Raw genomic sequence first — 23,384 nt, forward strand, 5'->3', positions numbered from 1 at the left:
GCCGTCCTGCGCCGAGTATCGCTGCGCTGGGGGATCGCCCTGGTCTCCGAGTGTGACGGACGGTGGCGGCCGACTCTCAACGCCGAGGCGACCGAGCGGCGAACAGCGTGACCGCTCCGACGTCGGTGAGGTCGACGTCGTCGAACGCCGCCTGGAGAGCACCGACGAGCCCGACACGGTCATCGTCAGCGTTGTTGAAGGCGCCAACCTGCGAATATCTGGCGCTGAGGGCTCGGCCGAACAGTGTCGGCGCCGGCACATCGCGCCCGAGAATGGTCGACCCGAACAGTGTGCCGTCGTCGGCGAGAACGGCCGCGAGATGCCGGAAGGCAGCGGGCTCGGATTGAGGTCCATCAAGGTGACACGATCCAGTGGCGCCGTGGTGTGGGCGAGGTACCAGCCCCTTCCGGGGCCGACCTCGAGATGGCGCCGACCGACGTGCTGGTGGTATCGGTCGAGCATCACGGTCGCGTCGCACCGCCATGCGAATCTGTTGCTGAGCCGGATCACCCAGGCGTCGTAGACGGCGAGGAAGGGCTTCGTATACGGGGCGGCGGCGTCGCGAACAGGATCATGTCGAACCATCTGCTCGACCCTACCGCCGCCGCGCAGCACCGCCGTCGAACCGCTACGTTCGACGATCCGGGCTCACTTGAGACCCGACCGGACGAAGGCGTTCACGATGTGGCGCTGCAGCACCAGGTAGAGCAGCAGGACGGGCAGGCAGGCGAGGCTGGCCAGGGCCATCATGGGGCCCCACTGGTCGCCTTCGGTGCCCATGAAACTGCGCAGGCCCAGTTGGAGGACGTCGTTGGACTGGCGCAGAACCACGGCGGGCCAGAAGTATTCGTTCCAGGCGTTGATGAACAGCAGGATGCCGAGGGCGGCCAGCGCGGGGCGCAGGTTGGGGACGACCACGGTCCACAGGATGGCCCAGGAGGAGCGGCCGTCCATTTTCGCGGCCGCGATGAGTTCCTTCGGGAAGGCCGACATGTGCTGGCGCAACAACAGCACGCCCAGTGCCGAGCACAGGGTCGGCAGCACGCAGCCGATGAGCGTGTTGATCAGGCCCAGCTCGTTGAGCAGGATGTAGTTGGGCAACATGGTCACCTGGAACGGCACCAGCCAGACACCGACGAACGCCAGGTACATCAGCCGCTGTAGCGGAAAGGTGTACATGGCGAACGCGTACGAGGCGAGCAGCGCGATGAGCAGCTGCCCGGCCGTGGACAAGATCGCCACGAAGAACGTGTTGGCGATCAGGCCCGCGACATCCACCTTCTGCGCCGCGTCGAGGTAGTTGTCGATCGACAGCGGCCACGGCAACGGCGCGAGCGAGGTGACGTCCTCGGGCCGGCGCAGTGCCGTGGCGAACAGCCAGTAGATGGGGAATACGCACAGCAGCGCCGTGCCGGCGAGCAGCAGGTGGCTGCCCGCCGCGCGCAGACGGTCAATCATCATGGACGGCAACCTTTTCCGAAATCCAGACCAGCACCGCGGCCAGCGCGCCGAAGCCGACGAACAACAGCACACCCGCCGCGGCGCTGAGCCCGGCGTCGAAGCTGTGGAACGCGTAGTCCCAGAGCAGGTAGTAGATGTTGGTCGTGGCCTGCGACGGACCGCCCTGGGTCATCGAGTCGATCAGCGGGAAGGACAGGGTGGGACTGAGCAGCACGGTGGTGAGCACCAGGAACAACAGGGTGGGGGAGAGCAGCGGCAGCGTGATCCAGCGCCGGATCTGCCCCGGTGTCGCCCCGTCGACCCGCGCGGCTTCGCTGTAGTCGCCGCTGATCCCGGCCAGTCCGGCCCAGACCACCAGCGTCGCGAAACCGAGCAGCTGCCACCCCGTGATCGCGATGATCACCGCCTGCGCGGTCGAGGCGTCGTAGACCCAGTTGTGGCCGGTGCCGAGCAACTGATCGACGAAGCCGCTGCCCGGATGCAGCAGCCACCGCCACACCGCCGCCGCGGCGACCGGCGCGACGAGGAACGGCGCGAACACCAGCGCCTGATAGACGGTCCTGGCCCGGCCGTGCACGCGCCTGCTCGCCAGGGCGATGAGCACCGGCAACAGCACCGTGAACGGCAGCAACCCCAGGATCAGGGTCGCGGTGCGGCCGAGGGAACCCCAGAACGCCGGAAGATCCAGCAGCCGTTCGTAATTGGCGGTGCCGACCGGTTTCATCGGCGCGGTCGGCAGCAGGTTCCACGAATACGTGGACAGCTCGACCGCCTGGGCCAGCGGCTGATAGGTCCACACGACCAACAGCACCAGCGCGGGCGCGAGATACAGGTAGGGCGCGACGAGACGGGTCAGCGCCCGGCGGGTGAACCGGCGCGGACCCGGCGCGGCGATGCTCGGCACCGCCTGCGCCGGGTCCTGCCGATCGTCGATGACGAACATGTCACCGCGTCCGCGCGGCGATCGCCGCCAATTGCTCGAGCACCTCGGCCTCGGGCCGGTCGTAGACCGAGACCGCCGGGGTCGCCTCGATGGCCGTCGCGAGCATCGTCTCGCCGACGAGATCGATGCGGCTGTAACCGAATCCGGCCAGCCCACGGTGCCTGCCCACCGGTGCCATCGGATCGATCCGGTACGACAGCGCCGGACCGATCCACACCGGGATCCCCGCCACCGCCGCGGCGGCGGTCAGGTGATTGTGCCCGCACAGGATCATCCGCACGTCCGAGCCCGCGAGCACGTCGGCCAGCCGTTCGGCGTCCTCGAGCTTGAGGAAGTCGGCGGTGGCCACCGGCGAGGGGACCGGCGGATGGTGCAGCACGAGCAGGGTGCCGCGCGGTGCGGGCACCCGCAATTGCTCGGTCAGCCAGGCCAGCTGCTCGAGTTCGAGCCTGCCCTCGTGTCGCAGCGGTGTCGTGCTGTCGAGCGCGATGACGCGCAGGCCCGCGATCTCGACGCACGAATCGTGCGGAAGGGCCGGGTCAACCGAACCGGGGGCCAGGTCGAGCAGCTCCTCGCCGAAGCCCACCCGCTCGTCGTGATTGCCCATCACATAGACGATCTCGGCCCCGAGCTCGGCCGCGACCGGCTCAACGGCCGCCCGCAGCCGCCGGTACGCCTCGGGTGACCCGTTGTCGGACAGGTCACCCGAGAGCACCAGGGCATCCACGTGCTGCCCGGCCGCGCGCAGCTGGGTGAGCACCCGCGCGAGGTTGGCGTCGGTGTCGACGACACCGTGGACGAGCTCACCGGCCGGACGCAGGTGGGTGTCGGTGAGCTGGATGATGGTCAGATCACTCATCATGCCGCCGGGATGAGCTTGGCGCCCTCGGCCTGCGCCGCGGTCAGGGTCGCTTGCGGATCCTTGCCCTGGAAGACGATCGCCTCGACCGCGTCCATCATGCCGTCACGCATCTGCAGATAGTTGTTGCCGGGCATGGAGACCCACGGCTCCATGGTGGCGAGCTGGGCGACGTTCGGTTTCAGCAGCGGGTTCTTCGCGGCCCAGTCCTTCAGGCCGTCGGGATCTTCGAGCAGACCGGTGCGCAGCGGCAGGTAGCCGATGTTCTGCGCGATCTTGATGTAGGACTCCTCGCTGGTGAGGAACTTGATCAGCTCCCACGAGGCCCGCTGCTTGGCCGGATCGTTGGACAGGATGTGCAGGCCCGCACCGGAATTGGTCGGCACGGTCGGCTTGTCGCCGAACGCGGGCATCGCCGCCGAACGCAGATCCCACTTGTCCTTGGCACCGGTGACGAACGTGCCCTGGATGGCGCTGGTCTCGAGGATCATGCCGATCTCGCCGCGCGCGAACGCCTCGTAACCCTGCTTCTGGTTGAGCTTGGGCATGCTGCCCGAGTTCACCAGGTTCTGCGCCATCTGCGTCACCTCGACCACGGGTGCGTCGGCGTAGGTGAGGGTGCGCCGGTCCTCGGAGATGACCCGGCCGCCGTTGGAACGCACCATCGACTGGAAGCACCAGTCCTTGGCCGTCTTGGTCAGGCAGTCGATGTACACCCCGCCCTTGCCGGTGCGGTCGGCGATCTGCGCGGCCGTGGTGGCGACCTCGGCCCAGGTGGCCGGGGGCTTTGCCGGATCGAGCCCGGCCTCGGTGAACAGCGAGGCGTTGAAATACAGCACCGGGGTGGAGAACACGAACGGCACACCGTAGGTGTGGCCGTTCCAGTCGTCGAGAACGCGGGCGCGCGGCGCGTAGGCGTGGCGGCCGTCGAAGTTGCGGTCCACCTCCTGCTTGCCGACGAGGGTGTCGAGCGGCTTGGCCTGCAGCTGGTTGATGGTGAAGTCCAGGTCGGAGAAACCGAGCTGGGCGACATCGGGCGGGGTGCCCGCGACCATCTGGTTCTGGATGCTGGAGATGGTGTCGGTGGCCGGGTTCGGGCTGTTGCCCTGCGGTTTCTGCGCGGTCACCTTGATATTGGGGTACTTCTTGCCGAAGTCGGCGATCAGCGCGTTGAACGTATCGGTCCAGGCACCGGCGAGACCGTAGTTGTAGGACTCGAAGGTGATCGAGACCTGCTGGTCGGGCTTCAGCTCCGGGATCTGCGCGGTCGAAGTGGTGTCCGAGGACACGGTGCCGCCCAGACCGCAGCCGCTCAGGGCGACGGCGGTGGTGAACACCACGCCCAAGATGGGCAGGGTGCGTTTCATGGTGGTTCTCCTCATCGAGTGGTGCGGGAAATCAGGGGACGGGCACGGCCGCCGCGTCCACGGCCTTCGGCGAATCCGCTTGCGGCGCACGCCAGGTCAGCCGCAAGCCGGTGTCGGGGTCGAACAGGTGGATGTCGGCGGGATCCACGCGCAGGGTGATGTCCTCGCCCACGGCGACCCCGGCCGGTCGCGCGGCGCGCGCGCACAGGCTGGTCGCGCCCGCGTCGAGATGCACCAGCTCCTCGCTGCCTAGGTTCTCGACCATGCGCACCGTCCCGCGGACGTCGTTGGCCGCGGGATCGATACGCAGGCGCTCGGGGCGAATGCCCGCGATCACCGGGGTGGCGGTGTCGAGCTCGTCGGTGATGGCCAGGGCCGCGTCGACGCCGTCGGCGGTGACCCGCAGCGTGCCATCGGCCGCGGTGACCACGGCGGGGAACAGATTCATCGGTGGTGCGCCGAGGAATCCGGCGACGAAGGTCGAGCGTGGCTGGTCGTAGAGCTCGGCGGGCGTGCCGCACTGTTCGACCCGGCCCTCGTTGAGCAGCGCGATGCGTGAGGCCATCGTCATCGCCTCGACCTGGTCGTGGGTGACGTAGAGGAACGTCGTCCCCAACCGCTGGTGCAGCGCGATCAGTTCGGCGCGCGTCGCGCTGCGCAGTTTGGCGTCGAGATTGGACAGCGGCTCGTCCATCAGGAACGCGCCGGGATCGCGAACCATGGCGCGCGCCAACGCGACTCGCTGCCGCTGCCCACCCGAGAGCGCCACCGGCCGACGGTCGAGCAGTGCCGACAACTCCAAGGTGGCCGACACCTCAGCCACCCGCTCGGCGATCTCCGCGCGCGGTCTGCGCCGGGCCCGCAGCGGGAAGCCGATGTTCTTGGCCACCGACAGGTGCGGGTAGAGCGCATAGCTCTGGAACACCATCGCCAGGTCGCGTCGTTGCGGCGCGGCGTCGGTGACGTCGGTGCCGCCCACCAGGATCCGGCCCTCGCTCGGTTCCTCCAGTCCGGCGATCATCCGCAGCAGGGTGGATTTGCCGCAGCCGCTGGGGCCGAGCAGCACCATGAATTCGCCGTCGGCGATGTCGAGGCTCACCTCGCGCACCGCGTAGTCGGTGTCGAACTTCTTCGACACCGCCTGGATCTGCAGTCGTGCCACGTCTCTCCTCAGGCCGGCGCGGAGCCGGTGGTGATCCAGCGCGACACTTGCGTCGCGATAGCGGGCGAATCCTTCAACCAGGCGAAGTGATCGCGGTGCTCGACCGCGGAGTCCGCGTCGATGTGCCACTGGGTGACCTGTGCGGCGGGCATGCGCGACACCAGGAAGTCGACATTGGACTTGGGGCCGAGCACGTCCTCGGACAGCGAGATCGCGAGCACCGGCAGCGTCATCTCCGCCAGCAGCGAGTTGTAGCGACGGGTGGTGCCGCGCGGACGGTAGTAGCTGGTCAGCGAGTGGACCGACCAGTCGACCATCACTCCGCCCGGCATCGGCGCCGGGATCAGCACCCCACCCGGCCAGTGCCCCTTGACGCGGGCGACCAGACCGATCCACTGGATCTGGCTCAGCGCCTCGAACCAGCGGCGCGGACCGAACGCCCACCAGAACACGGTGCCGGTGCCGATCACGGTCACCCCCGCGACCCGCTCGGGTTCGGCGGCGGCGAAAAGCAGGGCCAGCTGGCCACCCAGGCTGTGCCCGAACAGGTGCAGCGGCGCCCGCGGGAAGCGCTCCTCGATCGCGGAAACGATGGCGGGCAGGTCGATTTCGAGCATCTCGCGGTAGCCGAAGTCGGTGTGCTCGCCGAGTGCGGGCTCGGCCTCGCCGTGCGCGCGCAGATCGACCGTGGCCACCGACAGGCCGGTGGCGTGCAGCGCCTTGGCCAGTGACTGGTAGTTGCGGGCCTTCATCGCCATGGCGGGCAGGATCAGCACCAGTGGGGCGGTCGGGTCGGCGGCGGCCAGCCAGCGCACGGTGAACCGCACACCGTCGACGGTCTCGACCGTGCTGGTGTCGGGCGTGGTCGCGGGCCCGCCACCCGTCACGGCGTCGCTGGGCGTTGCGGAATTCATTGGTCGTCCGTTCCGGCGATGCGGACATCGCACACGTAGTCGAAGGTGAATTCGGCGGTGAGCACGTCGCTGTCGTCGAGCAGTTCGGCGCGCCCGGACAGCCCGAACCGCGTGGACGCGGTGGCGGTCAGGATCATGGCCAGCTCGGTGGCGTCGACGGTGGCGACCGCACGGATGCGGCCACGCGCCGGTTTCCGGTAGGCGGCGGTGCCGCCGCGCAGGACCAGCCGGTCGATGGTGTGCAGGCGGTGCGCGGCCGCACCGACGAAGGCCGCGGCGCCCGCGATGTCGGCGGCGGTGAACAGCGCGCCCGCGTGGACGGTGCCCATGTGGTTGCACATCACCGGTTCGGCGGGGATCTCCACCACCGAACGCGTGGCCGAGATCTCGGTGATCACGGTGCCGACGTGCGCGCCGAACGGTACGAGCGCCTGCGAGGCGTCGCGCAGATAACCGAAGTCGACGGCGTCGGGGTCGAGGGCGGGGTACGCGGCGCCGAATCCGGCGATGCTGCGGGTCATTACTTCGTCCTCTCAGCGCGGCCCGCGCAGCACGCGCCGCGCGATCGACCAGCGCAACACCTCCGACGGACCCTCGTAGATGCGGAAAGCCCTGGCCTCCACCAGGAATCGAGCCACCAGGTAGTCCTCGCAGACGCCGAGCCCGCCGTGCAGCTGCACCGCGCGGTCGAGCACCCGCCATACCGCCTCGGAGACGAAGGTCTTGGTGATCGAGGCCTCGTGCCTGGCCTGCCCGGAGGTGGCGCCGTGCTCGTCGATCGTGGCGGCGGTGGCGCGGATCAGGCTGCGCGCGGCGGCGATGTCGATCTCGTTGTCGGCGATCAGGCCCTGGGCCATGCCGTGGTCGGCGATCGGGACCCCGAACGACTGCCTGCCGGTGATGTGTTCGGCGGCCAACTGCTGGGCGCGCACCGCGAGGCCGAGCCAGTTCATGCAGAACACCAGCCGCGACGGCGCCAGCCGCGCCTGCGCCAGGTCGAGGCCGCCGCCGACGGTGCCGAGGATCGCGGACTCGTCGACCTCGCAGTCCACGAATTCGACCTCGCAGTGTCCACCAGGGGCGCTGGTGTGATCCAGCGTCGGCATCCGACGTCCCACCCGCAGGCCGGGATTGTCCTGGTCGACCAGGAACATCGTCGGACCGTCCGTGGTCGCGGCGACGCAGATGGTGAACGCGGCGCCCTGGGCGCCGGTGGTGAAGTGTTTGCGGCCGTTGATGACCCAGCCGGTGTCGGTCTCCTCGGCCACGGTCGCCAGCATCCGCGGATCGGAGCCCGCGCCGGGGGCAGGCTCGGTCATGGCGATGGCCGAGCGCACCTCGCCGGAGGCCAGTGGGGCCAGATACCGCTGCTGCTGTTCGGGGTTCGCCACCGCGGCCAGCAGGTGGATGTTGCCGTCGTCGGGAGCCCAGGCGTTGACCGCAAGTGGGCCGAGCAGGCTGGCGCCCGCCGCCTCGAGCACCTCGGCCTGCGCCCTCGTGTCGAGGCCGAGGCCGCCGTAGGCGGGATCGGACAGGGGGCCGAAGACACCGGCTTCCTTGGCCTTCTTCTGCAAATCGAGGCGCAGGGCGTCGTCGGTGACCCGGCCACCGACCACGACCTCGCGTTCCACCGGAATGACGTGATCTCGAACGAACTGCCTGGTCCTGTCGACCAGTTCCGACACGGGAGTCATGCCGCCAGTTTCGGGCGGCGGGCAGGTCGGAGGCCGGGGCGATAGTGAACGTCGATCGGTCCAATCGTCTCGCCATGCCACGGCGGCGAACCGGGCGCCGTTGCACCACGGTGATCTCGACAACGATTCCGCCGAGGGGATGGGCATGACCGAAGTGAGCGTGCGGGTGATCGACCGCACCGAGGAAGCCGACGCGGTGTTCGCCCTGGTGCTCGCCGCGGTCGACGGCGGGCAGCTGCCCGCCTGGACGCCGGGCGCGCACATCGACGTGGCGGTGGGTGCCGCCGGGGTGCGCCAGTACTCGCTGTGCGGTGACCCCGCCGACCGAGACCACTGGCGGATCGCGGTGCTGCACGAACCGCGGGGCCGGGGCGGTTCGGCCGCACTGTTCCGGACAGCGTTGCCCGGCACCACACTGTCGGTCTCGGTGCCCCGCAACAACTTCGAGCTGGCGCCTGCCGATCGGTACACCTTCGTGGCGGGCGGGATCGGGATCACCCCGATCCTGCCGATGATCGCCGCCGCCGACCGGGCGGGTGCGGACTGGACGCTGCACTACGGCGCCCGGAGCCGCGCGCACATGGCCTTCGCCGACGTCCTCGCCGCGGACCCCCGGGTGCGCCTGGTGCCGCAGGACGAGGCCGGGTTGTTGCCGATCGCGCAGATCCTGGCCGACCGGCCGGGCGCGACCGTGTACTGCTGCGGTCCGGAACCGCTGCTGGCGGCGGTCGAGGCAGCCGGCGCGCGGGGCGGTGTCACCGTGCGCACCGAACGCTTCGTGCCACGGCCGGTCGTGCCCGCCGGAGCCGACACGGCCTTCGAGGTCCGGTTGGCGCAGACGGGCCGGACGCTGCGGGTGGCGGCCGACCGGTCCATCGTCGACGTCCTCGAATCGGCGGGCATCGCGGTGCTCACGTCGTGTCGCGAAGGCACCTGCGGCAGTTGCGAGACCCCGGTGCTCGACGGCGAGGTGGATCATCGCGACTCGCTGCTCACCCCTGAGGAACGCGACAGCGGCGCCACGATGATGCTCTGCGTCTCGCGGGCCCGCTACGGCGTCCTGGTGCTCGACCTGTGAGCGCGCGCGGAATCGGTTGTCCCCCAGAACGTGCGCGTAACGGACGCGCCCGATTCCCGTCCGGGAATGTGAGAGGAAGAAACATACGATGAGGAAATCTGCTGCGGCCGCGGCGCTGCTCGCCGCCGCGATCGGCGTCACGGCCGGTATCACCGGCTCGGCGTCGGCCCAGGCCCCCGCCCCGATCGAGTTCACTGCGCAGGAAGTGGCCGGTAAGTCCGTCATCACCACAGGTGCCGGCTCCATGGTCGTCGAGGACGGCGCGTTCAAGGTGAAGGCGCCCGACGGCACCACCGTCGCCGCCACCCCGTTGACCTTCCGGCTGGACGAGTTCGAGTTGCCCATCGTGGCCGAGATCGCGGGCAACACCGCGACACTGAGCCCGCAGCTGGATGCCTCGCAGGCCGTCTACAAGCCGGTCGCCCTGCCCTTCGAGGACAAGGCACCGTGGAAGAGCGAATACGAGCGTGAGGTGGCGGCCTGGACCAGGCTGACCACCACCATCTCCACCGGCGCCGCCATCGGCACCCTGGTCGGTGGCATCGGCGGCGCCGCGGTGGGTTGCGTGCTCGGCGGCATCGTCGGCGCCACCGTCGCCGCGGCCACCATCGTCGGCCTGTTCGGCCCGTTCCTGCCCGCCGCCGCGGTCGGCTGCATCGGCGGCATCCTCGCCGTCGGCGCGCTCGGCACCCTGGCCGGGCAGATCTTCATCACCGCGCCGGTGGCCATCGGCGCGGCGATCCAGTACTTCACCACCATCAACCAGCCGTTCACCGCACCGGCGAAGTAGGGGTGGTCGAAGACCCGGTATAGAGCGACCGGGGGACACCGACCCCGCCCGATCCTGTGATCGGGCGGGGTCTTTCGCTGTTCGGCAGCGCTGCGATCAGCGCGTCAGCACGGGCAACGCGAGCAGACCGCGGATGAGCGTGCTGGTCTGCCAGCGTGGCGTCAGGGCGGCCGGGGCAAGCCGCAGGTCGGGGTAACGACGCTGGAGGGCGGTGACGGCGATCGTGGCCTCGAGCCGGGCCAGGGGAGCGCCGACACAGAAATGGATGCCGTGGCCGAACGCCAGGTGCCCGGTGGTGTGCCCGTCGGTGGCGAGCGTGTCCGGGTCGGCGAACCGTGCGGGATCGCGATTGGCGGCTGCCACCGACACGTAGACGAGTTCGCCCGTCGGGATCTCGGTGCCGCCAAGGGTGACCGGCTCGGCGGTGTAGCGCACCGTGGCCATGTCGACCGGCCCGTCGAAGCGCAGGAACTCCTCGATCGCGTCGGGCACCGCCGCCGGATCGGCGCACAGCGCCTGCCACTGTGCCCGGTCGCGCAGCAGCGCGTTCATGCCGTTGCCGATCAGATTGACGGTGGTCTCGTGCCCGGCGACCAGCAGCAGGAACGCCATCGACACCAGCTCCTTGTCCGTGAGCCGGTCGCCGTCGTCGTCGGCCAGCACCAGTTCCGAGAGCAGATCGTCGGCCGGGTCGGCCTGCTTGGCCCGCACCAGATCGGTCAGATAACCGACCATGGCGGCGCCCGCGGCCGGGCGCCCTTCGTCCTCGCCGACGACGGTGACCAGCGCACGGGTCCACGCCTGGAAATCCGCACGGTCGGCGAACGGCACACCGAGCAGCTCGCAGATCACGGTCACCGGTAGGGGATCGGCGAACTCTTCCATCAGATCGAACTCGTCACGGTCGGCGGTCGCATCCAGGAGGTCCTCGGTGATCTGCTCGATCCGGGGACGCAGCCCGGCGACCTGCTTGGCGGTGAACGCCTTGTTCACCAGCTTGCGCAGGCGCGTGTGCGCCGGCGGGTCGGTGCCGAGCATGTGGCTCAGCAGCGCGCTCACATTGGGATCCGACCGCGTTTCGCGGCGCTTCTCGTGGAGGATCGCCTCGACCTGCCCGACATCCTTGGCCAGGCGCGGATCGGCCAGCGCCGCACGGGCTTCGGCGTAGCCGATGATCACCCAGCGGACCACGTCGTCGGGGAAGCGGACTCGATGAACCGGGCCAGCGGCGCGCCAGCGCCGGTAGTGGGCGTGCGGATCGTCGAAGAAGTCGGCGCCGATGGACTCGACGCGGGGAGCAGCGGTGGTGTCGGCCATCTCACCGACGGTACCGGCGTCCGGCGAACGATTCGCCGGGTGCGCGCGATCCCGATCAGGCAATCGGAGTTCGGCATGGAATGGGCTGCGGCAAACCGCAATTCACCGAACGCTGCTCGAATGGGAGGGGAAAATCGTCCGCAGGGAGGAAAATAATGACAAGTACCGACATGGACGTCGACGTGACCGCGCAGCGGCGGGTCGACGAATTGACCGCGGTATTCGAACGCGGACTGCAAGAAAAACTGGGTGTCGGTGATTCACTCGGAATTCGCTTGGAAAGCGCGTCGAAAGGGCGCACGCGCTACTATCTCGACCCGAATCCGGCGACCATCAACGCGATGTTCACGGTGCACGGTGGTGTCCTGGCGACCCTCATGGACACCGCCATGGGCAGCGCGGTGTTCACCGAGCTCGGCGACGGCGTCGCCTACACCACGCTGGAACTGAAGGTGAACTTCATCCGGGCCGTGACACTGGACGGCAGCAGGCTCACCTGCGACGCCACCGCCGTGCACGTCGGGCGCCGCACCGCCACCGCGGAGGGCCGCATCACCGACGCGGCGGGCAAGCTCATCGCCCACGGCACCACGACGATTCTCGTACTGGCACAGGGCAACTGATCGCACGGCACCGGCCGCACCCCCGAACCGATCGGGGGCGCGGCCGGTGCCGTCGGCTCAGGTCAGCGCCCGGCAGCTCTCGACGAAGGTGACGAGCTCGTCGATCGGTTCGGTTCGCGTGTCGACCGCGCGGTCGATCACCTTCACGAGGTGTTCGTACGCGGCGGTGTGGTCGTAGTCGGCGACTTCGGCGATGCGCAGCGCCCACCGCCAGTAACCGCGCAGCGTGTCCGACAGCGGCATCCGGAAATGCGCGATGACGTCGCGGATCGGCGCCACCACCGCATCACCGTCGTGGCGCAGGTACCGCGTCACCACCTCGGCCATGAAACTGAAATGCCTTGCCTCGTCGCGGGACAGGCGGGTGAGGACCGCGGCGAGCACCGGATCGGTGACGACGTCGCGCAACTGCTGGTAGTACATCTGCGTCGCCTTCTCCTGCACCAGCGCGTAGGCGAAGAACTGCACGGGATGGTCGTAGGGCAGGTCGAACGGTTTGTGCCCCTCGATCGCCAGTTCCGAACGCAGTGTGGACCTTTCGGCCATCCCCGACGCCTCCTGATAGCGCGCCAGCGCCCTGGCGTGGGTGTCCTCCTCGAGCGCCCACCGCACCGTGAAGTGGTAGAGCTCCCGATTGTGTTCGAAGGTGGGCAGATCCACGCTGTCGTCGACCGGGAAATGCCGGTGGTAGACATCGAAATAACCGGGCAGGTGGTCTTCGATGAGGGTGACGAACTGGACCGCGGATCGTTGTCCCTCGGTGAGCCTGTCCGCGTCGGCGGCGGCCCAGTCGAAGGCGGTCTCCACATCCCAGGCGCGGGTCGCGGGGGAGGCGGCGAGGAAGCCGTCGACCGCGGCGGTCAGCTCGGTGACGGGCAGCAGTCCCGGTGTGCTGATCATGTCCTACCTGGCATTCCGGCAGACCAGCGCGTAGTGCTTGGTGGTGTAACCCCAGCCCGCGTTGGCGATCTCGAGATAGTGGCGCAGCTTGGCCGCCAGGCCGGCGCCGTGCGCGTCGATGCGGTCGGCGGCGGCGTCGACATTGGCGATCCAGTCCTCGATCGTGCGCCGGTAGTTCTCGGTGAGGTCGTCGACCGAGATCACCGAGAAGCCCGCGTTCTCGGCGGCCGCGACCAGTTCCGAGAGTGGGCGCAGTTCACCGAAACCGAAGATGTCCTCGCGGACGAACCCGGTGCCGTCGCGATCGTCGAACGCGGCGCGGGTGGCCGCGTTGCGGAAGCAGCTCTCCGACACGTAGAGGGTGCCGCCGCGGCGCAGCACCGCCTTGGCGCGGCGGAACACCTCGTCGGGATCGGGCATGTGCACGATCGAGCCCAGCAGAGTGACCGCGTCGAAGCCACGCGCGGGCAGGTCGAGCTGCTCGAAGTGCCCGACGCGGGTGCGCACCAGCTCGCTCACCCCGCGGGCGGCCGCCTGGGCGGCGATGTAGTCGTGTTGCCGCGGTGCCGGGCTGATTCCCAGTGTGCGGCAACCCAGTTCGCTCGCCATGTAGAGGATCAGCGAACCCCAGCCGCAGCCCACGTCGAGCAGCTGTTCACCGCCGCGCAGCCCGAGCCGCTCGGCGACGAAGCGCAGCTTGTTGCGCTGTGCCGTCTCCAGGGTGTCGTCGGCGGATTCGTACAGTGCCGCACTGTATTTGCGCAGCGGATCGAGGAACTCGCCGAAGATGTCGGGATCGAGATCGTAGTGCTGATTGGTGTCGGCGACGACCGTCATGCCTGCCGCCCCTCGGCGACGGAGCGCTCCACCACGGCGGTGACCTCGGCCAGGGTGGACATGCCGAAGACGTCTTCGTCCTCGAGCTCGATGTCGAAGGTGCGCTCGATGCGGGCGATCATCCGCAGCACCCGCACCGAATCGACACCGGCCATCGCGCGCAGGTCGGCGTCGGGGGTCAGCTCGGCGGCGGGCAGGCCGGTTTCGGAGATCGCGATCTCGGTGACCGTGCGCAGGATGGTGTCGGCGGAAGTGGTTGTCATGGCCGGGCTCCGTTCGGGGAGAAGGTGTTCGCCGTGGACAGGGCGTGGTCGAGCAGGGCGACTTCGTCGTCGTCGAGGGTGAGCTGGTCGCGGACCGCGTGTAGATCGAAGGGCTGATAGGTGGCCGTCGACGACGCGCACACCGCGCCGTCGGCGTCGAGGATCTCCGCGTGCGCGGCGATCGGACCCGGCCCGCGCTCGGGCGGAAGCGTAGCCACACAGCGGTATTCGCGATCGACCAGCAGGGGCGTGAGGAAACGGGTGCGCTGGGAGACAGTGAAGGCGGGCACGTTGCGCGCGAGCACGATGAGATTGCCCATCACCTCGTCGCACACCACGCCGATCAGCCCGCCGTGCACGACACCGGGATAGGACTCGAAGGCCCGGCCCAGTCGGAACCCGGCCTCCAGCGCGCCGTCGGGGCGCGGGGTGAAACTCAGGCGCAGCCCGGCGGCATTGTGGGGGGAGCAGCCGAAGCAGTGGTAGTCGGGGATCACCGACCACGGCACCACGACGGCGTCGGCGGCGGTCATCAGGCGATGGCGTCGGCCAGCGCGCGACGCACCTTCGCGTTGCTGGACAGGTCGAGTCCGGTGATGGAGGCGAAGGTGCGACGCACCTTGTCGTGCAGCACCTCCAGCTCGCCCTCGGCGGCGACCTGCTCGAGGAACAGCTCGAAGCCGGTGTCGATGGTCTCGTGGTCACCGAGCTCGGCGATGCCCGCCTTGAAGGTGCTCACCGGATGCTTGATCTTGGCCTCGGAGCTGTAGACGTACAGGGTCTCGAGCACCGAGGGCAGCTCCTCCGGGCGCTTCTTCAATCGCTCGTTGGTGTAGTGGATGAATTCGCGCGCGTGCCCCGCCTCGTCGCGACTGGCGTTGAGCAGCAACTCCTTCAGCACCGGTTCGGCCACCCAGCTCGACACCGCGCGGTACACGTGGTTGACGGTGAGCTCGGAGATGATGTTGGTGGCCAAGGTCGCCGAGGGTGTGCTGCCCGGTGCGTAGGGCTCGCGCATGGCGCCGACGGCGCGGTCCTCGACGTCCTCGCCGATCGCCCCGAGCCAGGAACGGAACGCGTAGTGGTGCTGCACTTCCTGATAGCCCCACACCACCGCGAAGGTGGAGAAGTCGTAGTCGTCGACGAATTCGTTGAGGAAGCCGTGTACCGCGGCGATCACATTGGACTCACCCATGGCCGCGCTCTTGGCGAGGGTGATGTATTCGGGGCGGACCAGCGTCGGGTCGACGGCGGGCAGGTCGAGATCGCTCAGTTTCCAGTGCAGGCGTTCGTAGTGGCGGAACACGTCAAAGCTGTGCACGAGGCACTCCGTTCGATCGAAGGGGAGCCGGGCGCGGCGTCATCGCCGGCCGATCAGTTCGCGGGCGGCGAGGCGTTGGAGCTTGCCGCTGCTGGTGCGGGGGATGCTGCGCGGCGCGACCAGGTGTACCTGGACCGCGCTGAGCCCGAGGTGGGCGGTGACGGCGGCGCGGATGGCGTCGGCGAGGGCGTCGGCCGCGGCGCCGGTGCGTTCGGTCTCGGCGATGAGGGCGATCACGTCGTCGCCGTCGGGATCGACGGCGGCGGTGCAGCGGCCCTTGTGGACGCCGTCGAGGTCACGGACGGCGGCCTCGACGTCCTGGGCGTAGTAGTTCACGCCGCGCACGGTGATCATGTCCTTGCAACGGCCGGTGACGAACAGTTCGCCGCCGCGGCGGTAGCCGAGGTCGCCGGTGCGCAGCCAGCCGTCGACGAACCGGTCGGCGGCCGCCTCGGGGTCGGCGGTGAGATAGCCCTCGGTCACCGGGGCGCCCTGGATCAGGATCTCGCCGACCCGGCCGTCGGGCAGCTCGGCACCGGTGTCGGGGTGCACGATCCGCACGGCGATCCCGTCGACGGGCCCGCCGACCGAGGCGACCGCCCGCGCACCGTCGGCGTCCCGCGCGACCACATCGGCGACCGCGGCGTCCGAGAGCAGGGCGCGGTCGACCCACTCGAACACCGGCTCGCGCAGCAGCGGTGGGAACGCGACGGCGAGGGTGGCCTCGGCCATGCCGTACACGCCGAACATCGTCGACGGCGCGAAACCGGCGGGCGCGAACCGCTCGCAGAACGCGCTGACCACCGATTCGGCGATCGGTTCGGCGCCGTTGAACGCGATCCGCCAGTGCCGCAGGTCGTAGTCGGTGACCCGCTCCGGTGGGATCGCGGCCAGTAGCGCCTCATAGCCGAAGTTCGGCATCGCGGTGATGGTGGTCTTCGTCGCGGCGAACTCACCGAGCCAGCGCGCCGGATCCTTCACGAACGCGATCGGCGACCACACGTGCGACGGGATGCCACGCAACACCGCCGACAGGGTGCCGAACAGGCCCATGTCGTGGAACAGCGGCAACCAGAAGCCGCCCTGATCGTCGAGACCGAGATCGATGCCGGTGCGGATGGCGGCCAGCCCGCTCACCACATTCGCGTGGGTGAGCCGCACACCCTTGGGCAGCGCGGTGCTGCCTGAGGTGAATTGCACGATGGCCAGATCGTCGGGGCCCGGCGTCGGCAGGATGTCTTCGTCGGCGGTGACCTCGTCGACGAGCGCGCCGGTGTCGACGAATTCGACGCCGATGTCCCCGATCAGCGGGATCATCGAGGCGAATCGGGGCGAGACCAGGACCGTCCGCATGTTCGCGGCCGCGGTGATCGCGGCCAGCTTGGCCGGGTAGGCCGCCGTCGCCCGCGCACCGGCGGGCAACGGCAGGGGAGTGGCGGCGGCGCCCGCCGCGGCGATGCCGAACAGCGAGGTCAGGAACTCCGGCGCGTTGGGGCTGAGCACGCCGACGGGCTCGCCACGCCCGATCCCGCGCCGCACCAACGCGGTCGCCGTCGTCCGGGCGCGTGCCTGCATCTCGGCGTTGTCCAGCTGCTCCGACACCGACCAGAACGTCGCCGTGACGCGCGGCCGTTCGGCGGCTACCCCGGCCAGCAGGGTGGTGAGCGTGTCGCTCGAGCGCGAGGAATTCATGCCGGAAACGACAACAGTGCCAGCTGACATCGCGTTGAACGAATAACGAATTACGCGCGCCGATAATCACCGTCGATCGTCCAATTGCCCTGCCTGATAAAGATATTCGGCTATCGCCCGATCGGAGCAGGCAATAGTGCGCGAATTCGGGGCCGCCGCGCGACGACGATGAGCGGCGAAATCCCCGCACCGAAATCGCCCCTAGGAGCTGCCGGTGACTACCGATCATGTCGCGGTCGAGGACCCGACCCCGGTGCAGATCGCGGTGCTGGAGAGCGTCGCGCCGCACTGCCGCCACGACCCGTATCCCAGTTACGAAACCCTGCGCGCCGCTGGACCGTTCGTGCCAGGACCCCGTGCGACCCACCTGGTGCCGCGGCACGCGCAGGCCCAGGCCATCCTGAGCGATCCGCGCTGGAGCCACGCCGAGGAACCGGAGCTGCTGCACGGCGACAGCGACGTGGAGCTGCCCGGCTCGTTCCTGTGGATGGAACCGCCGGACCACACCCGCCTGCGCGGCCTGGTCGGCAAGGCGTTCACCGCCCGCACCGTCGCGGGCCTGCACGAGCGCGCCGACCGGCTCGTGGACGGCTTGCTCACCGCGATGCTGGCCGAGGGCGAGACCGATGTGCTCGAGGCGCTGGCCTACCCGGTGCCGCTGACCCTGATCTGCGAACTGCTCGGCGTCCCCGCCGAAGCCCACGCCCACGTGCGGGAGATCTCGGCGCACATCGCGCGCGGCCTCGACCCCGACACCCTGCTGAGCCCCGCCGAGCTGGCCGCGCGCACCGAGGCGGTGCACGCGTTCGACGCGTTCTTCGGCGACCTGGTCGCCCGGCGCCGCGCCGACCCGCGCGACGATCTGATCACCGCGCTGGTGCACGCCGAGGAGGCCGGGGTCCGGCTGACCCGCACCGAACTGATCGGCACCCTGCTCATCCTCGTCGTCGCCGGGCACGAGACCACGGTCAATCTCATCGGCAACGGACTGCTCGCGCTGATCCGCCATCCCGACCAGTTCCAGCGGCTGCGCGAGGACCCCGCGCTGTGCGGTCCCGCCGTCGACGAGGTGTTGCGCTACGACCCGCCCGTGCACCTGACCACCCGCACCGCGCGGCACGAGATCGAGCTCGCCGGAAAGACTTTCGTGCCCGGCGACGCGGTGATCGTGCTGATCGGTTCGGCCGCCCGCGACCCCGAGGCCTTCCCCGAGGCCGACCGCTTCGACATCGGCCGCTACCTGCCGGGCCGGCGACCCGAACGGCACCTGTCGTTCGGTCTCGGCCTGCACTACTGCCTCGGCGCGCCGCTGGCCCGCCTCGAGATGCAGGCGGTGCTGCGCGCCGTCGCCACCCGGGTCGAGCGGATGCACCTGCTCGCCGAACCGCCGTATCGCCCGAATGTGGTCGTGCGCGGCATGTCCGAACTGCGAATCAGCCTGGAGGGCCGATGAGTACCGCTGTCCCCGCCGACCTCACCTTCGATGCCTTCGCCCCCGACCACCGCGCCGACCCGTATCCCGCCTACGCCAGGGTCCGCACCGCCACCCCGCTGTTCCCGTACGAGCTCGGCGAGGTGCCGGTGCGCCTGGTGACCCGCTACGAGGAGTGCGCCGCGGTGCTCACCGGCGCCGACTGGGGACACGGCTACGCCGCGGGCATCAGCCCCTTTCGGGACACCAGCGCCGCCATCCCCGGCTCGTTCGTGCGCATGGACCCGCCCGAGCACGGCCGCTACCGCAAACTGGTGGCCAAGGCGTTCACCCCGAAGATGATCGGTGAGATGACGCCGGTGGCGGGCACGGTGGTCGACGGCCTGGTCGACGCGGCCCTCGAGCGCGGCGAACTCGACGTGCTCGAGGATCTGGCGGTCCCGCTGGCCGTCGCCATGGTCGCGGTCCGGCTGCTCGGCGCCGACGCCGCCGACGGCCCCCGCTTCCGCGCCTGGCAGCTGGCCATCGCGCGCGGCAGCGACCCCGACTCGCTGCTCGGACCCGACGACATCAGCGCCCGCACCGACGCGGCCATCGCCTGCATGGGCCATTTCGCCGGTCTCATCGCCGAGAAGAAGCAGCGGCCCGGCACCGACCTGCTCAGCGAACTGGTCGCGGCCAGCGTGGACGGCGACTTCCTCACCGAGCCCGAGGTGATCGGCATGTCGCTGCTGCTGCTCGTGGCGGGCATGGAGACCTCGATCAACTTGATCGGCAACGGCATGCTCGCCCTGCTGCGCCATCCCGATCAGCTCGCGCTGCTGCGCGCGCGTCCCGAATTGATCGGGCCCGCCATCGACGAGATGCTGCGCTACGACGCGCCCACCCAGTTCACGATCCGGGTCGCGCTGGCCGACACCCGGGTCGGCGAGCACAGCTTCCGGCGCGGTGACGGCGTCGTCGTGCTCACGGGCTCGGCCAACCGCGACGAGCGGGTCTACCACGACCCCGACACCTTCGACATCACCCGCTTCACCGGAAACCGCCCGCCGCGCAAGCATCTCGGCTTCAGCCTCGGCATCCACTACTGCGTCGGCGCGCCGCTGGCCCGCATCGAGGCCGAGGCCGCGATCCGCGCACTGCTGGACCGGGCGCCCGGACTGGCCCTGGCCGGGCAGTCGATCGAGTACCGGCCCAGCCTGATCCACCGCGGCGTCCGCCATCTCCCGGTGACCCTGTGACCGCGCCGCGTCAGCACGCGCTCGTCATCGGCGCGGGCGTCTCCGGGCTGCTGGCCGCGCGAGTGCTCGCCGAGCGTTTCGACCGGGTCACCGTGGTGGAACGCGACGAGCTGGACGCGAAAGAGACTGTGCGCCGCGGTGTTCCGCAGGCCTGGCATCTGCACGGCCTGCTCGACCGGGGCCGCCGGATCATGGAGGACCTGTATCCGGGCTTCACCGAGGAGGCCGTCGCCGACGGTGCGACCGTGGCCGAGGTGCTCGTCGGCACCCGCTGGTACGTCGGCGGTTCCCGGCTGGCGGCGGGCGCGACCGGCCTCACCTCCCTGATCGCGACCCGGTCGCTGCTCGAAAACGTCCTGCGCAGACGCACCATGCGGATGCGCGGCATCGAACTGCTGACCAGGACGACCGTGCAGGGCCTGATCGGTGACGCCCAGCGGGTGCGCGCCGTCCGGGTGACCGGCCCGGCGGGAGAACAGACCCTGGCCGCCGATCTGATCGTCGACGCCGGCGGCCGCGGCTCACGAATCACACTGTGGCTCAACGCGATCGGTGCCGAGGTGCCCGACGAAGAACGTCTCGAGGTCGATCTCGGCTACGCGTCGCGGTTCTTCCGGCACCGGCCGGGTCAGCTCGACGGCCAGGCCTCGGTGATCGTGTCGACCGGCGCCGACGGGCGTGGTGGCGGCGCGGTGCGGGTGGAGGGCGACCGCTGGCACGTCACCCTCGCCGGGATGCTCGGCGACCATCCACCGACCGACGAGCACGGCTTCCGCGCGTACGCCGCGTCGCTGTCCGCGCCCGATATCCACACCATCGTCGCCGGCTCCGACCCGCTCGGCGAACCGGTCCCGTACCGCTTCCGCACCGCCGTGCGCCGACGCTTCGACCGCCAGAGTGCCGCGCCCGCGGGGCTGCTCGTGCTCGGTGACGCCCAGTGCGCGTTCAACCCGCTCTACGCCCAGGGCATGACCGTGGCCGCGCTGCAAGCCGCCGCCCTGCGGGACTGCCTCGACGCCGACGACCTGCCCGCACGCTTCTACGCGGCCGCCGGCGACGCCGTCGCGGTGGCCTGGCAGTTGGCCGCCGGCTCGGATCTGCGTAATCCGGGCGTCGAGGGCAGGCGCACCCTGCGCACCCGGCTCACCGACGTCTTCGTGACCAGGGTGCAGCGCGTGGCCCACCACGATCCGCGCGTGGCCAGGACCTTCCTGCGGGTCGCCCACCTGGTCGACCCACCCGCCGCGCTCACCGCGCCGGCCACGCTGCGCCGCATCCTCCTGCCCTGACCACCCCTCGCGAGGAGACCCCACCCATGACCTCCACGATCGACACCGACGCCGTCCAGACCGCCCTGATCCAGCTGTTCGGCGCCGACGGCCGCGCCGACCCCTACAGCCCCGCCCGCGTGCTGCGCGAGGCGGGCCCGATCCACCAGACCCCGCTCGGCCACCACGTGCTCACCCGCTACGAGGACTGCGCGGCGGTGCTGTCGACCACCGCGTGGAGCCACGCCGAGGAAGCGGCGATGATGCACCCGACGGTGTCGCCGGAGAACGCCCCCGAAGAGTTGCCCACCTCGTTCCTGTGGATGGAGCCGCCGGACCACACCCGCCTGCGCAACCTCGTCACCAAGGGATTCACCCCACGCATGGTGACCCGGCTGCGGCCGCGGATCGAGCAGCTGTGCGAGCAACTCGTCGACGATGCCGTGGTCGCAGGCGAATTCGATCTAGTCGAGCTGATCGCCTACCCGCTGCCGTTGATCATCGCCTGCGAGCTGATCGGTGTGCCGAAGGAGGCCTACGACCAGGTGCACCGCTGGTCGCAGGACCTGGCCCGCGGCTTCGATCACGACTACACCCTGCCCGAGGAATGCCTGCGGGCGCGCAGCGCGGCCTCCCGCGGATTCATGGGCTACTTCCGTGAGCTGCTGAACGAACGCCGCGTCAGCCCGCGTGACGATCTGCTCAGCGCGCTGTCCCAGGTGGAGGATCGCGGTGACGTGCTCTCCGAACAGGAGCTGCTCGCCACCTGCATCACCACCTTCGTCGCCGGGCACGAGACCACCGCCAATCTCATCGGCACCGGCATGTTGCGCCTGCTGCGCAACCCCGACCAGATCCAGGTGCTGCGTGAACGTCCCGAGATGCTCGCCCACGCACCCGACGAACTGCTGCGCCTCGACCCGTCGGTGCAGATCACCACGCGCGCCGCGACCCGGCCGATCACCGTCGCCGGGCACCGGTTCGAGCAGGGCGAAGGTGTTGTGGTGCTGATCAATTCGAGCAACCACGACCCCGCCGCCTTCCCCGACCCGGAGCGGCTGGATGTGACCCGCTACTCCGATCCGAAGAACCCGGCCAAGAAGCACCTGGGCTTCAGTCTCGGCATCCACTACTGCCTCGGCGCCCCGCTGGCACTGCTCGAGATGGAGATCCTGCTCGACGTGCTGTTGCGCAAGGTCGGCTCGCTGGAACTGCGCAGCGAGAATCCGCCGTTCAAGCCGAATGTGGTCATCCGCGGCCTGGAATCGCTGCCGATGGCGATCACCCCGGCCTGAACGACGAATTGGTCGGCGACTACCGAGAGCCGCCACCGATGCCCAGTGCGCGGTCGAGGAGGGGAAGCAGTCGGTCCCAATGACGTCGCAGTGCGGAGGGATCGAAGTCGTCGGTGTCGGACATGGTGAAGCCGTGGACGGTGCCGGGGTAGATCTCGGAGGTGTATTCGACGCCTGCGGCAGCCAATGCCTGGTCGAGCCGACGGAGATCCTCGGCCGCCAGATCGGTTTCGGCGTGGCCGAAATGGACTTCGGCGGCGAGTTCGGAGAGATTGTCCAGTCCGTCGGCACCTACCGGGGCGTGGAATGCGGCGAGGGCGGCCACCCGGCCTGGGTGGGCTACAGCGGTGCGCACCGCCAGGAGCCCGCCTATGCAATAACCCGTCACTGCAACGGGTCCGGCGCTGACCTCGGGTCGGGTGGTGAGGAACCCTAGGTAGGCGTCGGCGTCGCGGAGCGCGCGTTCGGCGGTGTGTGCCTCGATCAAGGGCATCAGCTGGGCGAACAAGGCAGAGCGGGCGTCTTCGCCGATATGGTCGGGCAGTTCGATCACCGGTGCCGGGCCGTGCCGGTAGAAGAAGTTGGGGACGAGCACGTAGTACCCGTGCCCGGCCAATTCCTCGGCCATCTCCCGCAGCACGGGCCGTACACCGAAACCGTCCGGGTACATCAGTACGCCCGGGTACTGCTCGCCGGAGTCGGGGAAGGCGGCGAACGCGTCCGCGTGGCCGTCGAGGGTGGGGATCTGCAGCGTCTCGGTATGCATGGATTCTCCTGTCGTGGTTGATGTGTGGAGCCTGTGATCAACACGAAGGAGGCGGAGCCCGCGCAGCGGCGATGGATCTTCGATCGGACAACGGGCCACGGGCCCGTGCGGTGCTCAGAAGAGCACCGGGTCACCGATCCGTGTGTGGCGCAAGGCCGTCC

General features: G+C 69.6%; 24 protein-coding genes. 8 read left to right on the forward strand and 16 right to left on the reverse strand.

The genetic code is table 11. The features are described from left to right. The first annotated feature begins 52 nt into the window (after positions 1 to 52). Complete coding sequence (locus AB0I19_RS01060; RefSeq protein WP_357143143.1) at positions 53 to 523, forward strand: hypothetical protein; 471 nt, start codon at positions 53 to 55, stop codon at positions 521 to 523. Positions 524 to 648: 125 nt separating this feature from the next. On the opposite strand, the gene AB0I19_RS01065 is transcribed toward AB0I19_RS01060, so the two are convergent. The 8 genes from AB0I19_RS01065 to AB0I19_RS01100 are packed head-to-tail and all read right to left on the reverse strand — an operon-like array spanning position 649 to position 8,400. Then, complete coding sequence (locus AB0I19_RS01065; RefSeq protein WP_357143145.1) at positions 649 to 1,461, reverse strand: carbohydrate ABC transporter permease; 813 nt, start codon at positions 1,459 to 1,461, stop codon at positions 649 to 651. After that, positions 1,451 to 2,404, reverse strand: a complete 954-nt coding sequence (locus AB0I19_RS01070) for a sugar ABC transporter permease (RefSeq protein ID WP_357143147.1) — start codon at positions 2,402 to 2,404, stop codon at positions 1,451 to 1,453. Before AB0I19_RS01070 ends, AB0I19_RS01065 begins: the two co-directional genes overlap by 11 nt. A gap of 1 nt (position 2,405) precedes the next feature. Next, positions 2,406 to 3,263 carry a metallophosphoesterase gene (locus tag AB0I19_RS01075; protein WP_357143149.1) on the reverse strand — a complete coding sequence of 286 codons (858 nt, stop codon included), beginning with the start codon at positions 3,261 to 3,263 and terminating at the stop codon, positions 2,406 to 2,408. Further along, entirely contained in the window at positions 3,263 to 4,630 is a 1,368-nt protein-coding gene (locus AB0I19_RS01080; protein WP_357143151.1) for an ABC transporter substrate-binding protein, read from the reverse strand. Before AB0I19_RS01080 ends, AB0I19_RS01075 begins: the two co-directional genes overlap by 1 nt. A gap of 31 nt (positions 4,631 to 4,661) precedes the next feature. Beyond that, positions 4,662 to 5,792: an ABC transporter ATP-binding protein gene (locus AB0I19_RS01085; protein WP_357143153.1), complete on the reverse strand. Its 1,131-nt coding sequence runs from the start codon at positions 5,790 to 5,792 to the stop codon at positions 4,662 to 4,664. Positions 5,793 to 5,800: 8 nt separating this feature from the next. Then, positions 5,801 to 6,706: an alpha/beta fold hydrolase gene (locus AB0I19_RS01090; protein ID WP_357143155.1), complete on the reverse strand. Its 906-nt coding sequence runs from the start codon at positions 6,704 to 6,706 to the stop codon at positions 5,801 to 5,803. Beyond that, positions 6,703 to 7,227 (reverse strand): YiiD C-terminal domain-containing protein, encoded by a 525-nt coding sequence (locus AB0I19_RS01095; protein ID WP_357143157.1) that lies wholly within the window; start codon positions 7,225 to 7,227, stop codon positions 6,703 to 6,705. Before AB0I19_RS01095 ends, AB0I19_RS01090 begins: the two co-directional genes overlap by 4 nt. A 12-nt stretch (positions 7,228 to 7,239) precedes the next feature. Further along, a complete protein-coding gene (locus AB0I19_RS01100) occupies positions 7,240 to 8,400 on the reverse strand; it encodes an acyl-CoA dehydrogenase family protein (protein WP_067489071.1) in 1,161 nt (386 codons plus the stop codon). A 145-nt stretch (positions 8,401 to 8,545) separates the two neighbouring features. On the opposite strand from AB0I19_RS01100, the gene AB0I19_RS01105 reads away from it, so the two are divergent. Both AB0I19_RS01105 and AB0I19_RS01110 read left to right on the forward strand, forming a co-directional pair. Continuing rightward, positions 8,546 to 9,478, forward strand: a complete 933-nt coding sequence (locus AB0I19_RS01105) for a PDR/VanB family oxidoreductase (protein WP_357143158.1) — start codon at positions 8,546 to 8,548, stop codon at positions 9,476 to 9,478. A gap of 88 nt (positions 9,479 to 9,566) precedes the next feature. Continuing rightward, positions 9,567 to 10,268: a hypothetical protein gene (locus AB0I19_RS01110; protein WP_357143160.1), complete on the forward strand. Its 702-nt coding sequence runs from the start codon at positions 9,567 to 9,569 to the stop codon at positions 10,266 to 10,268. A gap of 96 nt (positions 10,269 to 10,364) precedes the next feature. On the opposite strand, the gene AB0I19_RS01115 is transcribed toward AB0I19_RS01110, so the two are convergent. Then, positions 10,365 to 11,585 carry a cytochrome P450 gene (locus tag AB0I19_RS01115; protein ID WP_357143162.1) on the reverse strand — a complete coding sequence of 407 codons (1,221 nt, stop codon included), beginning with the start codon at positions 11,583 to 11,585 and terminating at the stop codon, positions 10,365 to 10,367. Between the two features lie 155 nt (positions 11,586 to 11,740). Between AB0I19_RS01115 and AB0I19_RS01120 the strand changes: the two genes are divergently transcribed. After that, positions 11,741 to 12,208 carry a PaaI family thioesterase gene (locus tag AB0I19_RS01120; RefSeq protein ID WP_357143164.1) on the forward strand — a complete coding sequence of 156 codons (468 nt, stop codon included), beginning with the start codon at positions 11,741 to 11,743 and terminating at the stop codon, positions 12,206 to 12,208. Between the two features lie 57 nt (positions 12,209 to 12,265). On the opposite strand, the gene AB0I19_RS01125 is transcribed toward AB0I19_RS01120, so the two are convergent. Genes AB0I19_RS01125 through AB0I19_RS01150 form a run of 6 tightly spaced genes read right to left on the reverse strand, consistent with a single transcriptional unit; the run spans position 12,266 to position 17,221 of the window. Continuing rightward, positions 12,266 to 13,108: an acyl-ACP desaturase gene (locus tag AB0I19_RS01125; protein ID WP_357143166.1), complete on the reverse strand. Its 843-nt coding sequence runs from the start codon at positions 13,106 to 13,108 to the stop codon at positions 12,266 to 12,268. A gap of 3 nt (positions 13,109 to 13,111) precedes the next feature. After that, positions 13,112 to 13,945: a class I SAM-dependent methyltransferase gene (locus AB0I19_RS01130; protein ID WP_357143168.1), complete on the reverse strand. Its 834-nt coding sequence runs from the start codon at positions 13,943 to 13,945 to the stop codon at positions 13,112 to 13,114. Further along, positions 13,942 to 14,208 (reverse strand): acyl carrier protein, encoded by a 267-nt coding sequence (locus tag AB0I19_RS01135; protein ID WP_067639466.1) that lies wholly within the window; start codon positions 14,206 to 14,208, stop codon positions 13,942 to 13,944. The genes AB0I19_RS01130 and AB0I19_RS01135 overlap by 4 nt, the downstream gene beginning before the upstream one ends. Then, positions 14,205 to 14,741: a PaaI family thioesterase gene (locus tag AB0I19_RS01140; RefSeq protein WP_067639464.1), complete on the reverse strand. Its 537-nt coding sequence runs from the start codon at positions 14,739 to 14,741 to the stop codon at positions 14,205 to 14,207. The genes AB0I19_RS01135 and AB0I19_RS01140 overlap by 4 nt, the downstream gene beginning before the upstream one ends. After that, positions 14,741 to 15,529 (reverse strand): ferritin-like domain-containing protein, encoded by a 789-nt coding sequence (locus AB0I19_RS01145; protein WP_357143171.1) that lies wholly within the window; start codon positions 15,527 to 15,529, stop codon positions 14,741 to 14,743. Before AB0I19_RS01145 ends, AB0I19_RS01140 begins: the two co-directional genes overlap by 1 nt. A gap of 39 nt (positions 15,530 to 15,568) precedes the next feature. After that, entirely contained in the window at positions 15,569 to 17,221 is a 1,653-nt protein-coding gene (locus tag AB0I19_RS01150) for an AMP-binding protein (protein ID WP_357143173.1), read from the reverse strand. A 214-nt stretch (positions 17,222 to 17,435) separates the two neighbouring features. On the opposite strand from AB0I19_RS01150, the gene AB0I19_RS01155 reads away from it, so the two are divergent. From AB0I19_RS01155 to AB0I19_RS01170, 4 genes are read left to right on the forward strand one after another with little or no spacing between them, the layout of a single operon-like run. Further along, positions 17,436 to 18,674: a cytochrome P450 gene (locus tag AB0I19_RS01155; protein ID WP_357143175.1), complete on the forward strand. Its 1,239-nt coding sequence runs from the start codon at positions 17,436 to 17,438 to the stop codon at positions 18,672 to 18,674. Continuing rightward, positions 18,671 to 19,894 (forward strand): cytochrome P450, encoded by a 1,224-nt coding sequence (locus AB0I19_RS01160; protein ID WP_357143177.1) that lies wholly within the window; start codon positions 18,671 to 18,673, stop codon positions 19,892 to 19,894. The genes AB0I19_RS01155 and AB0I19_RS01160 overlap by 4 nt, the downstream gene beginning before the upstream one ends. Continuing rightward, positions 19,891 to 21,183, forward strand: coding sequence for an FAD-dependent monooxygenase (locus AB0I19_RS01165; RefSeq protein ID WP_357143179.1), 1,293 nt, complete (start codon positions 19,891 to 19,893; stop codon positions 21,181 to 21,183). Before AB0I19_RS01160 ends, AB0I19_RS01165 begins: the two co-directional genes overlap by 4 nt. Before the next feature lie 26 nt (positions 21,184 to 21,209). Next, the gene (locus tag AB0I19_RS01170; RefSeq protein WP_357143181.1) at positions 21,210 to 22,457 is read left to right on the forward strand and encodes a cytochrome P450; all 1,248 of its coding nucleotides are present in this window, start codon (positions 21,210 to 21,212) and stop codon (positions 22,455 to 22,457) included. A 19-nt stretch (positions 22,458 to 22,476) separates the two neighbouring features. Here AB0I19_RS01170 and AB0I19_RS01175 read toward each other — a convergent pair whose 3' ends face one another. Continuing rightward, positions 22,477 to 23,223 (reverse strand): dienelactone hydrolase family protein, encoded by a 747-nt coding sequence (locus AB0I19_RS01175; protein ID WP_357143183.1) that lies wholly within the window; start codon positions 23,221 to 23,223, stop codon positions 22,477 to 22,479. Between the last annotated feature and the right edge of the window lie 161 nt (positions 23,224 to 23,384).

It is taken from the genome of Nocardia sp. NPDC050413 (assembly GCF_040655475.1).
GTDB lineage: Bacteria > Actinomycetota > Actinomycetes > Mycobacteriales > Mycobacteriaceae > Nocardia > Nocardia coubleae.